15 protein-coding genes are annotated in these 13,935 nt (G+C 69.8%); 6 read left to right on the top strand and 9 right to left on the bottom strand.

Annotation, left to right across the window (positions count from 1 at the left end; genetic code table 11):
• Window positions 1-53: 53 nt before the first annotated feature.
• A complete protein-coding gene (locus ADL15_RS29310; RefSeq protein ID WP_067697925.1) occupies window positions 54-1,259 on the top strand; it encodes an MFS transporter in 1,206 nt (401 codons plus the stop codon).
• Between the two features lie 241 nt (window positions 1,260-1,500).
• On the opposite strand, the gene ADL15_RS29305 is transcribed toward ADL15_RS29310, so the two are convergent.
• On the bottom strand, window positions 1,501-2,550 hold the full coding sequence (locus ADL15_RS29305) for a pectinesterase family protein (RefSeq protein WP_067697923.1): 1,050 nt from the start codon (window positions 2,548-2,550) through the stop codon (window positions 1,501-1,503).
• A gap of 232 nt (window positions 2,551-2,782) precedes the next feature.
• Between ADL15_RS29305 and ADL15_RS29300 the strand changes: the two genes are divergently transcribed.
• Entirely contained in the window at window positions 2,783-3,472 is a 690-nt protein-coding gene (locus ADL15_RS29300) for a GH12 family glycosyl hydrolase domain-containing protein (protein ID WP_067697920.1), read from the top strand.
• Between the two features lie 44 nt (window positions 3,473-3,516).
• Here the strand turns inward: ADL15_RS29300 and ADL15_RS29295 are convergent, their stop codons facing one another.
• From ADL15_RS29295 to ADL15_RS29275, 5 genes are all read right to left on the bottom strand, one after another.
• Entirely contained in the window at window positions 3,517-3,855 is a 339-nt protein-coding gene (locus ADL15_RS29295) for a hypothetical protein (RefSeq protein ID WP_157441677.1), read from the bottom strand.
• Window positions 3,856-4,094: 239 nt separating this feature from the next.
• On the bottom strand, window positions 4,095-5,261 hold the full coding sequence (locus ADL15_RS29290; protein WP_067697917.1) for a S8 family peptidase: 1,167 nt from the start codon (window positions 5,259-5,261) through the stop codon (window positions 4,095-4,097).
• A gap of 89 nt (window positions 5,262-5,350) precedes the next feature.
• A complete protein-coding gene (locus ADL15_RS29285; protein ID WP_198171063.1) occupies window positions 5,351-5,803 on the bottom strand; it encodes a DUF6114 domain-containing protein in 453 nt (150 codons plus the stop codon).
• A 2-nt stretch (window positions 5,804-5,805) separates the two neighbouring features.
• Window positions 5,806-6,411, bottom strand: coding sequence for a DUF6230 family protein (locus ADL15_RS29280; RefSeq protein ID WP_067697915.1), 606 nt, complete (start codon window positions 6,409-6,411; stop codon window positions 5,806-5,808).
• A gap of 157 nt (window positions 6,412-6,568) precedes the next feature.
• Window positions 6,569-7,300, bottom strand: a complete 732-nt coding sequence (locus ADL15_RS29275; protein WP_067697913.1) for a TetR/AcrR family transcriptional regulator — start codon at window positions 7,298-7,300, stop codon at window positions 6,569-6,571.
• A 183-nt stretch (window positions 7,301-7,483) separates the two neighbouring features.
• On the opposite strand from ADL15_RS29275, the gene ADL15_RS29270 reads away from it, so the two are divergent.
• The 3 genes from ADL15_RS29270 to ADL15_RS29260 all read left to right on the top strand — a co-directional run bounded on the left by ADL15_RS29270 (window position 7,484) and on the right by ADL15_RS29260 (window position 10,150).
• Window positions 7,484-8,395 carry a hypothetical protein gene (locus tag ADL15_RS29270; protein WP_067697911.1) on the top strand — a complete coding sequence of 304 codons (912 nt, stop codon included), beginning with the start codon at window positions 7,484-7,486 and terminating at the stop codon, window positions 8,393-8,395.
• 25 nt (window positions 8,396-8,420) lie between these two features.
• Window positions 8,421-9,080 (top strand): hypothetical protein, encoded by a 660-nt coding sequence (locus ADL15_RS29265; protein WP_067697909.1) that lies wholly within the window; start codon window positions 8,421-8,423, stop codon window positions 9,078-9,080.
• Window positions 9,081-9,376: 296 nt separating this feature from the next.
• Complete coding sequence (locus ADL15_RS29260) at window positions 9,377-10,150, top strand: RNA ligase family protein (RefSeq protein WP_067697907.1); 774 nt, start codon at window positions 9,377-9,379, stop codon at window positions 10,148-10,150.
• Here ADL15_RS29260 and ADL15_RS29255 read toward each other — a convergent pair.
• A complete protein-coding gene (locus ADL15_RS29255) occupies window positions 10,147-10,443 on the bottom strand; it encodes a hypothetical protein (protein ID WP_067697905.1) in 297 nt (98 codons plus the stop codon). The two genes, ADL15_RS29260 and ADL15_RS29255, sit on opposite strands and share 4 nt — an antisense overlap.
• Before the next feature lie 351 nt (window positions 10,444-10,794).
• On the opposite strand from ADL15_RS29255, the gene ADL15_RS29250 reads away from it, so the two are divergent.
• On the top strand, window positions 10,795-11,409 hold the full coding sequence (locus tag ADL15_RS29250) for a nucleotide sugar dehydrogenase (protein WP_067697903.1): 615 nt from the start codon (window positions 10,795-10,797) through the stop codon (window positions 11,407-11,409).
• A 118-nt stretch (window positions 11,410-11,527) separates the two neighbouring features.
• Here the strand turns inward: ADL15_RS29250 and ADL15_RS29245 are convergent, their stop codons facing one another.
• Window positions 11,528-12,898: a glycoside hydrolase family 43 protein gene (locus ADL15_RS29245; protein ID WP_067697901.1), complete on the bottom strand. Its 1,371-nt coding sequence runs from the start codon at window positions 12,896-12,898 to the stop codon at window positions 11,528-11,530.
• On the bottom strand, window positions 12,895-13,758 hold the full coding sequence (locus ADL15_RS29240) for a family 43 glycosylhydrolase (protein ID WP_067697899.1): 864 nt from the start codon (window positions 13,756-13,758) through the stop codon (window positions 12,895-12,897). The genes ADL15_RS29245 and ADL15_RS29240 overlap by 4 nt, the downstream gene beginning before the upstream one ends.
• Between the last annotated feature and the right edge of the window lie 177 nt (window positions 13,759-13,935).

Genomic DNA, 13,935 nt, shown 5'->3' with positions numbered 1-13,935 from the left:
GAAACCTGTCGAAGCAGTTTGCAAACCGTACGTACGTCTTGTTAGATCGCAGCATGCCCGTGCTTCTCCTGGCCACGCTGATCAACGCGTTCGGCAACGGCGCCTACCTGACCACCAGCGTGCTCTTCCTGACAACTGTCGCCGGGCTGAGCCCCGCGATGATCGCCATCGGACTCAGCGCCGGCGCGGCCGCCGGGGTGCTGGCGATGACCCCGCTCGGGTACGTCGCCGACCGGTACGGGCCGAAACGACTGTCCATGCTGTCCATGGTGGTGCTGGCCGGCGCGTACACCGGGCTGCTCGCGGTGCACTCGGTCGTGCCGTTCGCGCTGCTCTCCTGCCTGATCGCGGTGGCCACCGCGATGGTCAAGGGCGCGAACGGGGCCCTCGCCGCCGGTGGCGTGCCGCCCGGGCAGCGGCTGGCGATGCGGGCCCGGATGCGCACCATGTCGAACGCCGGGATCGGACTGGGCACGCTCGCCGGGAGTGTGCCGCTGCTGGTGCACCACGACCTCGCGTACGTGGTGGTGCTGCTGGTCAACGCGGCCACGTTCCTGGTGGCGGCGGTCCTGCTGACCCGGGCGCCGGCCGTCGCACCCCAGGTCACCCCGGCCGGTGGGCCGCGTCTGGTGGCGTTGCGCGACCGCCCGTTCCTGGCCTTCGCGGCGCTGGACGGGTTGCTCTCCAGCACCTACAACGACCTGCTCGCCATCGGCCTGCCGCTGTGGCTGGCCACCGGTGCGCACGCCCCGCTCTGGCTGATCTCGGTCGCCCTGGTGATCAACACAGCCGGGTGCGTGCTGCTGCAGGTACGGATGACCCGCGGGGTGCACGACCTGGCCGCGGCCGGCCGCTCCGCCCTGCGCGGCAGTGTGGTGATCGCCCTGGCCTGCGGGGTGTTCGCGGCGACGGCGGGCCGGGCGCCGTGGACGGCCGGAGCGCTGATCGTGGTGGCCGCGGTGGTCCACGTGCTCGGCGAGCTGTGGCTGTCGACCGGGAGCTGGGGCATCCTGTTCGAGCTGGCGCCGCCCTGGGCGCAGGGGCAGTACCAGGGGACGTACTTCGCCGGGCGCGGCCTCGGCGACATGGTGGCGCCGCCGCTGATCACCGCGTGCGTGCTGGGCCTGCACGCCGGTGGCTGGCTGGTGCTGGGCCTGTTCTTCGCGACGGGCGGGCTGCTCTACCGCCCGCTCACCCGCTGGGCCGGCGCTCAGGGGTCCCTCAGCGTGCCGGAGGCACCGCTGAGCACCAGCCGGTAACCGCAAGGCGCGCCACGGCCCGCACCGGCCGGCAACCCCGCGAGCCCGCGCGGCGCGCGAGAGCCGCGCGGCGCCCGGCTGGCCGTGAGGGGTGCCTCAGGGTGCCGGAGGCACCCCTGAGAACCAGCCGGGACCGGGAGGCGCGCTGCGGTCCGGGGTCGACGCGGGCGTCGCGCGAGACCACCACGGGACGCGGCTCGTAGCCTGCGGACAGGGAGTCATAGTTCGTACCGTAAAAGGGTTAAACCGCGCGGCGGGCGCACTCCGGTGACCAGGCGTCGGTGCCTCGCAGGAAGTCCGGGATCTCCGCGGCGGCGGCCTCGGCGCGGGCCAGTTGCGGGCGGTCGGCGGTGACCAGCGCGCCCGGGCCGGTGTTGCGGTATTCGGCGAGGCGGGCGTCGCGCCAGGGCCAGGTGCCGAAGTCGCTCCAGGCGGTGGCGCCGATGTGCGCGCCGATCCAGGAGTCGCGGATGATCGTCTGGCCGACGGCGTTCGGATCGTTGCTCGGGTGCCAGGGGCGGCCCAGGAAGACCGTGCCGGCCGGTGCGTCCGAGGTCAGCCGGCAGTAGCTGAACAGCAGGCCGTGCGGGTTGGTGAGGTCGGTGCTGGGCGCGGTGACGTAGCCGTTGGGGCTGCTGCCGCGGTCGAGCGAGTGGATCCGGCAGCGGTCGAAGACCGCCGTGGCCCGGCCGAAGATGAAGTCGACGTCGCCCTCGACGTAGCAGTCGCGGAAATACGCGCGGGCGACGACGCCGGCCGCGGTGCTGTTGACGTAGAGGGTGTCCTGGTTGGCCAGGAACCGGACCCGGTCGAAGACCAGCTTGTCGGCGCGGGTGAGCACGGCGACCGCCTGCCGGTTGGTGATCTCCGGGTGGGCGGCCTCGTCGAAGAGGTTCGCGAAGGTCAGGTTCGTGGCGCGGAACCCGGCGCCGTTGATCGTGACCGAGGCGCTGCCCGAGGTGCCCCACGGGGTGCCGTCCGGTTTGAGGGTGCCGTTCGCGCGGTCGTCGGCGATCACCACGTCGGACGGCGAGCGGCCGAGGCCGCGCAGCTCGATCGCGGTCTTGCCGGCCGGGACGATCACCTGGCCGAGGTAGGTGCCGGGGCGGACGCCGATCACGTACGGCGTGGTCGCGCCGGACGGTGCGGCGTCGATCGCGGCCTGGGCGGTGGTGACGTCGCCGGAGCCGTCGGCGGCGAGGACCAGGTCCAGCCGGGGATGGGCGGCGGCCGGGGTGCCCCAGGCGACTCCGGCACCGGCGGTCAGGGCGAGAAGGGTTCGACGGCGCATGGCTGGCTCCCTGCGGGAAAGGGCTTTCCTCCCGGCACCGTAGGCGAACGGATCCAGGCTCGTCAATCACCCGTGGCGTAACACGTCGGCAATCGTGGTGTTGCACGAGCGGGATCCGCGCCCTAGGTTGAGGGACACGCCACATCGAACAGCGCCGATGCCCATCCCCCATCGTCGAAGCGCTTCGACGGTCGGGCTCCGGCGCTGCCATCCCCCTCGAAGGAGGCGCTTCATGCGCAAACTACGGATCGCGGTGTCCGCCCTCGTCGCCGCCGCCTTGCTGTTCGTCGCACCCCAGGCCGCCCAGGCCGCGGTGTGGGGCTCGTCCGACCAGTGGGCCACCTGGAGCAACGGTGGTTACACGCTCTACAACAACATCTGGGGCAGCGGGGCCGGCCCGCAGTCCATCTGGGCGAACTCGTACAGCAACTGGGGCGTGTGGGCGAACCACCCGAACACCGGCGGGGTCAAGGCGTACCCGAACGCCAGCAAGAGCGTGAACAAGAAGTTGAGCGCGCTGGGCAGCGCCACCAGCAGCTTCAACGTGACGGTGCCGTCCAGCGGGGCGTACACCACCGCCTACGACATCTGGGCCAACAACAACGCATACGAGATCATGCTCTGGATGAACAAGCAGGGCGCGGTCGGCCCGCTCGGATCGTTGCAGGCCACCGCCACGGTCGGCGGGCACACCTGGAACGTCTACAGCGGATCGAACGGGGCGAACGCGGTGTACTCGTTCGTCCGGACCGGCAACACCAGCGCCGGCACCGTCGACATCAAGGCGATCATGAACTGGATCAAGGGCAAGGGCTGGTTCGGTGACGTCACCCTCGGCAACATCCAGTTCGGCTACGAGATCACGTCGTCGAGCGGCGGCCTGAACTTCGTCACCAACAGCTATTCCGCGTCCGCTTCCTGAAGCAATTACCGGGCGGGCGACGGCGCCCGCCCGGTAATCCACTCTCAGCAGTACTCCCGGAATCCCGCGCCGAATCCGCGATCGAATCCCCGGTCGTATCCGCGTTCGTAGTCCCGCTCCCGGTCACGGAAGCCCCGGTGCATGCTCATCGCCCGGCGGCAGTCGTCCTTGGCCTGGTCCCAGCCGTCGCCGTACCCGTCCCGGTAGCCCTGACGGTAGTCCCGATCACTGACCGGGGCGCCGGCGTGCGCGCTGCCACCGACCACGACAGCCGGCACGGGCGCGGCCGCCGCGGCCGACACGGTGACGCCCTGAACGACGCCGATGCCGCCCAGAAACAGCAGGGTCCCGGCCACCGCGCTCATTTTCCTGATACTCGTCATCACATCTCCCCCAGATTGATGATCCGGGCCGACGACCCGGCACCAAGAAATGTACGCCGCCGTTTCCGGACCGCTGGAGAACACGAATTTCCGTACGAATATCAGCGCGTTATCGGACACCGTTCGCACCTAGGCCGAATCCCGGTTCCCCCATTCGGTCCAGGGCGGTTCGACCGTTCGTCGGAGTGGGCACGCCACCGCGGCGCCGACCGTGATCGGCGCCGCGGTGACACCCGGATTCAGCTCACGAACAGCAGCAGGTTCGGCGAGCCGGTGCCGGGGCTGGTCACCTTGCCACTGGTGGCCTTGCCGGTCAGGTACGCCGACACCTGCGCCGGGGTGTACGACGGGTTCGCCTGCAACGCGAGCGCCGCCGCACCGACCACGTGCGGGGTGGCCATCGAGGTCCCGCTGATCGTGTTGGTGGCCGTGGTGCTCGAGTACCAGGCCGAGGTGATCGACGAGCCGGGCGCGAACAGGTCGAGACAGGTGCCGTAGTTGGAGTAGGACGCCCGGGCATCCGTGCTGGTAGTGGCGCCGACCGTGATCGCGGTGGGCACCCGGGCCGGCGAGTAGTTGCAGGCGCTGCGGTTGTTGTTGCCGCCCGCCACGCCGTACGTGATGCCGGCCGCGACCGAGTTGCGGACCGCGGTGTCCAGCGTGCTGCTGGCCCCGCCGCCGAGGCTCATGTTCGCCACGGCCGGTTTGATCGCGTTGCTGGTCACCCAGTTGATCCCGGAGACCACGCCGGCCGTGGTGCCGCTGCCCGAGCAGTTCAGCACCCGGACGCCGACCAGCTGGACGGCCTTGGCCACACCGTACGTCGAGCCGCCGACGGTGCCCGCCACGTGGGTGCCGTGCCCGTTGCAGTCGGTGGCGTTGCTGTCGTTGTCGACGAAGTCGTACCCGCTGACCGCGCGGCCGCCGAACTGGGTGTGCGTGGTGAGGATGCCGGTGTCGATGATGTACGCGTGCACGCTCGACGCCGTGTTCGGATAGGTGTACGTGGTGCTCAGTGGCAGGCTGACCTGGTCGATCCGGTCCAGGCCCCAGGTCGCGCCGGTCTGCGTGTCGGCGACCGTGACGACCTGGTTCTGCTCGACGTAGGCGACGGCCGGGTCGGCGGCCAGCCGGCGGGCGGCGGACGCCGACATGCTCGCGGCGAAGCCCTGCAGCGCGCTGGCGTAGACCTCGCGCACCGTTCCGGTGTACTTCCTGGTCAGTGCGCCGGCCTGGGTGGTGGCGACGCCGCCGTCCTTGAGGACGACGAGGTAGCTGCCGGCGATGGCGGTGGACGAGTCGGCCTGGCGGATCTCACCGTAGGCGGGCGCGGCCGCGGCAGGGGTGCCCAGGCCGGCGATGACGGTAGCGGTGAGCGCGGCGATGCCGAGGTGCTGGATTCTCACGTGCCGTGGTCCTCTCGATCGACATGGAGAAGAGGAGCCCCCGTGGAATGTGGACGCTACCAGTCATGCATTGACCAAGATAGATGGCTTCAGGCTTCGGTCCCGGCCGGCTCACTGGGTGTCCAGGCGAACGCCAGCGCCCCGCCGACCAGCGCCAGCAGCAGGCCGACGAGGAAGCCGCCCATGTTCGACGTCAGCCAGGAACCGAGCGCGCACACGATCGCGATCAGCGAGTAGAAGACCCGCTGGATCGGGTGGAACCAGAGCAGCAGCCCGCACAGGACGAGCACGATCGGCACCACGTACCCGATGAAGCTCTGGATGCCGACGTGCAGCACCACGCCGAGCGGCGCCCACACGGTCAGCAGGATCTCCACGCCGCCGAGCAGCACGAACAGGCCACCCCAGAACGGCCGGCTGCGCCGCCAGCCACGCCAGGCCCGCCAGGCGGTGACGCCCGGCGGAGCCCGGTGCGACGCGGTCCGAGCCGGCTCCGGGTGCGACGGGTCGGGGGGACCCACCGGGACGCCGATCTCGGACATGGTCAGCAGCCGTCCGAGGTGAACGACATCCGCAGGTTGGGCAGGTGGAACGTGGCCGCCGTGGTGGCGTAGTTGTTCTGCCGCAGGTTCTCGATGGTCACCTCGTCGGCCTGCTGGCCGAAGACGCCGATGCCACCCTTGGCGCCCGGCACCTTGTCCAGCGTGCTGGCGTCCTGACCGATGTCGATCTTCTTGAAGTCGGCGTTGCCGCTGATCACGTCGGAGTCGACGACGAGCTGGTCGGCGGTCACCTTGTTGGTGGCGCTGCCCGCGGTGAGCTTCAGGTTGATGCCGCCGAGGCTGATGGCCTGGCACAGGCCGTCCAGCTCGGCGTCGTTGATCGCGGAGACGATGAGGATCATCTGGCCGCCGGTGTCGCCCTCGTTCGGGCTGCCCGGCTCCATGTTGTCGAGCACCGCGTACTGCTCGAAGCCGTAGCCGTGCAGCTTGGGCGAGGTGACCGTGAACGGCATGCCGGAGATCGAGAAGGACGCCGCGAGCACACCCTTGCCGGTCAGCAGGACCAGGCCGACGGTGGCCGCGAGGCCGGTGAGCAGCATCGCGGTGAACCGGCGCCAGCGGGTCCGGCCGTGACGTGTGGAGGACATCCAGTCTCCTTTGCGATTCCTCTGTTGACGGGGTGAGACGCCGGTGCGGGCACTGCGGATGCCGCACGAACGGGTCACCATTGGCGTTGCTCGATGGATTTCGAGGAAGTTACGCCGCAGTAACAGAGGCCGTCAAGAGGAGCGGGCCGTCATTCAGTCAGTGAAAAACCCCGTCGGTATCTGATGTGGCGCACGGGGCCACCACCCGGGCACCGGCCGGTGGCGTGACCAACTCCCGGGCGGCGGCCTCGCGACCCACGAACGGCGCCATCATGAAATACCCGAGCATCGGCAGCAGCTGCGGCAACTCGGCGACCCGGCCGGTGGAGACGTGCCCGTAGATGGTCGAGTAGACGCCGCCCACCACCGTGTCGACCAGGCCGTCCGGCACCGGCGGGGCGTCGGCGAAGAACCGGGCGAACCGCCCGAGCAGCTCGGTACGCTCCCGGCGCGCCTGCGGACCGGCCGCGTCGATCTCCACGATCGCCATGGTGGCGAACGCGGGGACGCTGGCCAGCACGTCGAGCAGCACCTTGAGCGCGACCCGGGCGCCGTCGCGCCAGTCCTGCTCGCGCAGGTACGCCTCGTCCATCAGCCGCAGCACCACCTGGGTGCCGTGCCGGTAGGTGTCCAGGAACGCGTCCTCCTTGCCGGCGAAGAGCGCGTAGAACGCCGGGCGGGTCACTCCGGCCGCCGTGCAGATGTCGCTGACCCGGGCGTTCGCGTACCCCTTCTCGGCGACCGTGTGCACCAGCGCGTCGAACAGCCGCTCCCGCTGCGTCGCCGCGATGACCTCGGGCGGGAGCGAGCGCGGGCCGCGTTTGATCGCCCGGGACGGGTCCCGGCCGGGCCGGGCGCCGGGCAGGGGACTGATCGTCGGATTCGTCATCGTCGCCCCTCAATGTCTTGACATGGGATACCGCCGGGGTTTCTCATACCGTCAGGCACGGACCTCGATGGTGCAAGTGGCGGCGTCCCCCAGTATCGCCTCCCGTACAAGCCCCGGAACGCTGCGGAAACGGCCGGGGCGGTCATCTCACCGTCCACCGCGCTACCAGCGAAGGAGTGACGCATGACAGCGTCACGGCTCAGATCCGTCCTGGCCACGATCGCCACCGCAGCGACGATCCTGGCCCTCACCACGACTCCGGCTCAGGCGGCTGCGCCGGGTGGCGCCTACACCGGCCTCGGCAACTGCCCGCTCACCTCGGCCACCATGAAGGACCCCAGCAACGTACAGGTCGGCTGCTTCTTCTCGGTGACCAACGGCGGCAGCGTCACGATCGGCTCCACCACGGTGGCCTTCGACAGCCCGATCACCCTGCAGTTCGGCGTCTACTGGCCGGCCGCGGCGCCGGTCCGGGAGTTCCCGGACGGCACCGTCGCCAACGTCTACTCGACCGTCCCGGCCGCCAACGGCAAGACCCTGGTGGCCAAGCCGCTGCAGGTCACCCTGCCCGGGATCGCCAACATCATTCCGGGCGTGACGAGCGTCTTCGCCCAGGTCGAGCTCGCCGGGCCGATCACCGAGTTCGTTCCGCTGGCCACCGGCGAGAACACCCCGGTCTTCGTCCTGCCGGTCAAGCTGCACCTGTTCAACGCGCTGTTCGGCACCAGGTGCTACATCGGCTCGGACAGCACGCCGATCCGGTTCAGCCCGACCACCGGCACCACCAGCCCGCCGGCGCCGAACCAGCCGGTCACCGGCGACGCCGGCACCCTCACCGTGGAACCGGACCCGAACGGCTTCGAGACCCTCGGCGTCGGCTTCACCGGGGCGACCCTGGTCGACAACGCGTACCCGGTCCCGAAGGCGACCGGCTGCGGACTGATCCCGGGCAGCCTCGACCCCCTGATCAACCTGGCCTTCGGCCTGCCCTCGGCGGCCGGCAAGAACGCCGTGGTGTTCAGCGGCAACAACACCACCTTCGCGCTCTCTCCCAGCCTGGACGACCTCAACAAGGCCCTGGCCGCCTCGGCCTGAGCCCCCAAGGAAAGGTGATCCCCCCATGCGCACCTCTCGTCTCACCGTCGCCGCCGTCGCCGGCGCCACGCTCGTCTCCCTGCTCACCGCCGCGCCGGCCCTGGCCTTCGACGCCACCGTGCTGACCACCGACACCCTGGCCGGCCCGGCCGTCGCGGTCGGCGACACCATCTCGGCGAGCATCGCCACCGGCAGCCAGGCCCTGTTCGCCACCGCGCCGGCCGGCCCGAACGGCATGAAGTGCAACACCTCGAGCTTCAGCGCCCTGGTCAACGACAACCCGGCCGCGCCCGGCGCCGCCGCGCTCGGCTCCACCCTGGCCGTCTCGAACTGCACGGTCACCGGCATCCCCGGGGTGACCGGCGTCAACAGCGTCACGATCACCAACCAGCCGTATGCCACCACGGTCGCCAGCGACGGCACCGTGGCGGTCGCCGGCACCGCCACCGCACCGATCTCCGCGACCCTGGTGCTTCGCTCCCTGCTCGGCACGGTGACCTGCGTCTTCGTCGCCAACAACAACGCGATCACCGGCGTCGCCGACAACACCGACAATTCGATCTCGTTCACCGACCAGCAGTTCAACAAGGTGACCGGCCCGGCCGCCTGCGTAGCGAACGGCTACTTCACCGCCAAGTACACCCCGGTAGTCACCGGTAGTGCCGCTCCGGTCTTCGTGAACTGAGCCGACCCCGCGCCGGCGCCTCATCCCCCAACGAGTCGCCGGCGCGGCCCAAAAACATCCATGGGTACGCATACGGAGCGCACGTCCGCAGGCTACGAGCCACGTCCCGCCCGTGAGGCGAACGCGCCGCGGCTGCCCACTCCGGACCGCAGCGCGCCCCACGGCCCCGGCAGTTCTCAGGGGTGTGTCCGAGCTTGCGAGGCACCCCTGAGAACCAGCCGAAGCCCGGAGTCGCGCCGCGGTCCGGCGCGCCTAAATGCGTGGCGGTGGGGGCGGGGGCGTGACATACCTGGGGCATGGCCGATTTCGATCTGCGGAGTGCGGATCTCAGAGCACTGAACTCACTGACCAAGTACCCGTCGATCCCGACCTACCACGAGCTAGACCCGCGCAACGGCGGCCTGACCGGGAGCGTGACCGCGTTCCCCGGCCCGGTGCTCGGCACCGAGAAGGTCGACGGCACGAACTCCCGGCTGATCATGTTGCCGGGCGGCGACTACCTGATCGGCTCCCGGGAGGAGCTGCTGCTCGCCCGCGGCGACCTGATCGGCAACCCGTCGCAGGGCATCGTGGCCGCCCTGCGCGCGGTGGCCGACGCCCTGCCGGATCAGCAGCTGCCCGTGGACACCCTGCGGGTGTACTTCCTGGAGCTCTACGGCGGCAAGATCGGCGCGCAGGCGAAGCAGTACAGCACCCGCGGCGCGGTCGGCTGGCGGCTGTTCGACGTGGCCGAGGTGCCCGATCTCGCGGAGCGGCTGACCTGGCCGGCCGAACGGATCGCGGCCTGGCGCGACGGCGGCGGGCAGAGCTTCGCGACCGAGGACGCGTTGCAGGCAGTGACCGGCTTCGAGCTGACCCCGCGGCTGTTCACCGTGGACGGCGCGGACCTGCCCGCCGACGTGGCCGGCATGCACGCGTTCCTCGGCGAGCGGCTGCCGGAGACCCTGGTCGCGCTGGACGACAGCGGCCAGCGCCGGGCCGAGGGCATCGTGCTGCGCTCCCCGGACCGGTCGGTGATCGCCAAGGCCCGCTTCCAGGACTACGAGCGCACCCTCAAGCGCCGGGGTTAGCTCTTCTCGTCGGCCTGGTGCTGGCGGCGCTGGAGGCGGCGTTCGTGCAGGCGGCGCCAGCGGTCGTATACCTCGGCGGCGGCGGCCGGCGGCTCGGCGGCGCGGCCGGCGTTCCACTGGCGGGGCAGGAACGCCTCGGCGCCGGCCCAGAGCAGCTCGCTCATCGGGACCGTGCCGCCGTGCAGCTTCATCAGCTCGGCGGCCACCGCGGCGGCGTGATCGCTGCGGCGCCAGCGTTCCACCATCGACGTGCCGTGCACCAGGTCGTCGTAGTCCTGCGGATCCAGTTCCATCCCGGTTCCCCTCACCGTCTGTAACCGTATGCCGACTGGCGTGTTGCCGGAGGGCAGGGTGCCGAGACGTCCGAGATCAACAGGCCTTAGGCGCTACACCCTGCTGGGAAGGGCCGCGCATGTCAAGGTCGAAGGTCACGCTTCGTGCACTCCAGCGGAAACAGTCATCCGTACGTTCCGTGACGGTTCCGGCTCAAGCGACTGACCGGATACCGACAGCGGAATCGCTCGAACGGCGCGGAAAGCACCGTTCGGGTGACCACCGGCGAGCGATTACCGACAGAGCCGAACTCGTTTACGGTTCTTTCTCGTCCGTTCTCGTCACCGATGGCAAGGAGCCCCGTCATCGTCATGTCACCCGAGCCCGCCACGCACGGCCACCGCGTCGCCGTGATCGGGCAGGACCGCGCCGGTCTCGCCCTGGCCCGGACGGCGGTCACCGCCGGGCACACCGTCGCCGGGTTCGACACCGACCCCGAGGTGATAGTCAAGCTGCGCGCGGGACGGTCGCCGATCGGCGCCGACCTCGAGGCCATGCACGAGACCGGGCGATACCACGCCACCGACGATCCCGGCTGGCTCGCCGGGTGCGTGGTCTACCTGGTCGCGGCGCCGGTCCCGCTGCGGCGCGGCCGGCCGGACCTGAGCCTGGTGCTGGCCGCCGCGGACACCGTGGCCGGGCATCTGCGGGACCGGGACCTGGTCGTCCTGGAGTCCTGGGTCGCACCCGGGACCACCCGCGGCGTCTTCCAGGACGCGCTCGCGGCGCGCAGCAGCGCGCGGTACCACCTGGCCTTCGCACCGGAGCGCCAGGGCCGGGCGAAGCTGGTCGGCGGGGTCGACCGGCGGTCGGCCCTCGCGGCGACGGCGTTCTTCCGCACCATGCACGACGTGGTGGTGGCGTGCGCGAACGCCGAGGAGGCCGAGGCGGCGAACCTGGTCGCGGCCGAACGGCGGTCCGCCTAGGAACGAGCCGGTCGTTGTCGCCGCCGCGGTCCCGGTGGCCGCGACAACGACCGGCGCTTGTGGAATCCGGCCCGCGCACGTCGGCTGAGGAGGCGAGCGCGGGCCGGGGTCTAGGTGATCAGTAGCCGATCCGGAACGTCGCGTCCTGCTTGACGGCGGCGGTGGAGCTGCTGGTGACCGGGTCGATGCGCAGCACGTAGTTGCTGTGCCTCAGGTACCGCTCCGGGTAGTTGTAGGAGCGGAACGACGTCCAGCCGGAGTCCGCGAACCCGGCGGCCTTGTAGAACGTGGCGTCGGCGGCGAACGTGCTGGTCCCGTCGTTGGCGTTGAGCACCATCGCGTAGTTGCTGTGCCGCAGGTACCGGTCCGGGTAGTTGACCGAGCGGAACGACACCCCGGCCGCGTCGGCCAGCCCGGGCACCAGCGTCCACTGCTGATCCTGGTACGGGTCGAACGGGTACGCGTCGATCCGCCCCACGTTGCTCGCGTGCCGCACGTACCGGTCCGGGTAGTTGTACGACTTGATCCGGTTCCAGGCGGGTGTCCCCCACTTGGCGGTCAGGTTCGCCACCTCGGTCCCGGTCAGCGGCGTGATGCCCAGGTGCTTGGAGTTCAGCGGCTGGGTGTACGCCCGGTCGTTGAGCAGCGTCCACGCGCCACCGGCCAGGCTGGTGGTCTGCCAGCAGAAGAACCGCCCGTTGGGACTCCAGGTGTCGCCCCACATGTACCAGACGTCGGACGTGTTCGACTTGCTGATCTGTGGTGCCTCGACCCCGCGCCCGGGAGTGATCGCCCCGGTGTAGACGCTGAAGCTGCCCGCGGCGAGCGACGAGGACTTGGTGCCCAGCAACGTACTGTTGGAATTGTTCTTGTAGTACATGTAGTTCACGCCGCCGGCCGTGACGAAGCTGCCGTCGATCGCGTCGTAACCGGGGTCGTAGAAGACCGCGTTCGCCGAGGCGGTCACGAAGTCGCTGGTGTAATTGACCATCAGGACGTTGTGGCCGGTGCCGTTGACCGCCGAGTAGACGATCGCGTACTGCCCGCGCGACGCGTCCCAGTACGCCTCCGGCGCCCACGCGTGGGTGGCCAGCGAGTGCACCTTGAGCAGCCGGTAGTTGCTGAACGTGCGCAGGTCGGCGGAGTCCCAGACGTGCAAGTACTGGCTCTGGTACGACCAGTCGGTCCCGTTCAGGTCGGTGGCCAGCACCACGAACGTGCCGTCCTGTTTGCGCAGGATGAACGGGTCGCGCAGGCCTTTGCTGCCCAGCGTCGGGGTGGCCACCGCGTTGTTCTGGTTCAGCGGCGTCCAGTTCAGCCCGTCCGTGCTGACCGCCAGGTGCAGGCCGTAGTTCGCGCCGGTCATCGACGGGGACTCGGTGAAGTACGCCATCGCGTAGCCGGAGTAGGTGGCCGCCCGGGCCGCGTCGGGCAGCAGCACCGTGGACGCGCCGGCCAGACCGGCAGCGAGTACCGAACGCCGCTTCACTTGGCGATCGCCGTCCCGTGCCGACACCCCGAGCAGGTGATCTTGCTGAGGCTCGACCAGGTGTTCAGGTCGGTGCTGGTGGCGGTGTAGATGCCGTCGCCGGCGCTGTAGTGGTCGACGTACATCCGCCAGCTGCCGTTGTCGAGCTTGACCAGCGACGGTCCCTCGTAACCGGACGCGAACAGGTTGCCCTTGTTGACCCAGCCCTCGGTGAGGTTGGCCGTGGTGGTCCAGTGCTCGATGTACTTGGTGGTCTCGTTCTTGGTGAACGCGTGCCAGGTGCTGCCGGACTTCACCACGAACGTGTCGATGTGGTTGGTGCCCAGTCCCCACATCTGCGCCGGGCCGCTCCAGCTGGTCAGGGCGGTGTTCTGCGCGGTGTAGACGTACGGGCGGAAGCAGAACGAGCAGCTGGTCGCCGCGACACTGGTGATCAGCTTGACGGTGCTGCCCTCGACGTAGAACTCCGGCGCCCAGGTGTAGTTGGCGCCGCTGATCCCGGCCGGGATGCTGGCGATGTTGGTCCAGCTGGTCAGGTTGGTGCTGGACGCGACGTTGAAGTACGTGCTGTTCGTCGTCCAGGACTGCACCGTGTACGCGAGGTAGTAGACGCTCCCCCGCTTGAGGATCGTCGGGTCACGCAGCACACCGGTCGGCCCGTGGAAGTTCGTGTCGACCAGGGTGCTGTAACTGGTGCCGCCGTTGGTGGACTGATAGATCCACAGTTCCTCGTCGGCGGCGGCGTCACCCTTGAACGTGGCGTAGATCAGGGTGGTCGCCGCGGACGCGGGCTGGGGCAGGACGAAGACACCGAGAAGCAGGGCGAAAACAGCGGCCACGCCGCCGATGAGGCGCTTCACAAACGTTCTCCCATTCGACTGTTAGCGCTAACAAATCAGCGCGTACGGGGATGTGCCGAGGGCAGAGCAGGGGGATCCAGCCATGTCGGGCCGGGGGGGCAACCCATTCATGGTTCGAAGTTTCTGAATGATTGCGCTCAGATTGCGGCGCTGTCAAGGAGTCCGGCCCCAGTGACC

The organism is Actinoplanes awajinensis subsp. mycoplanecinus (assembly GCF_001509495.1).
In the GTDB taxonomy this organism is placed as follows: Bacteria; Actinomycetota; Actinomycetes; order Mycobacteriales; family Micromonosporaceae; genus Actinoplanes; species Actinoplanes palleronii.
The sequence above is the reverse complement of the archived record's forward strand: the minus strand, read 5'-3'. Positions and strand labels throughout refer to the sequence as shown.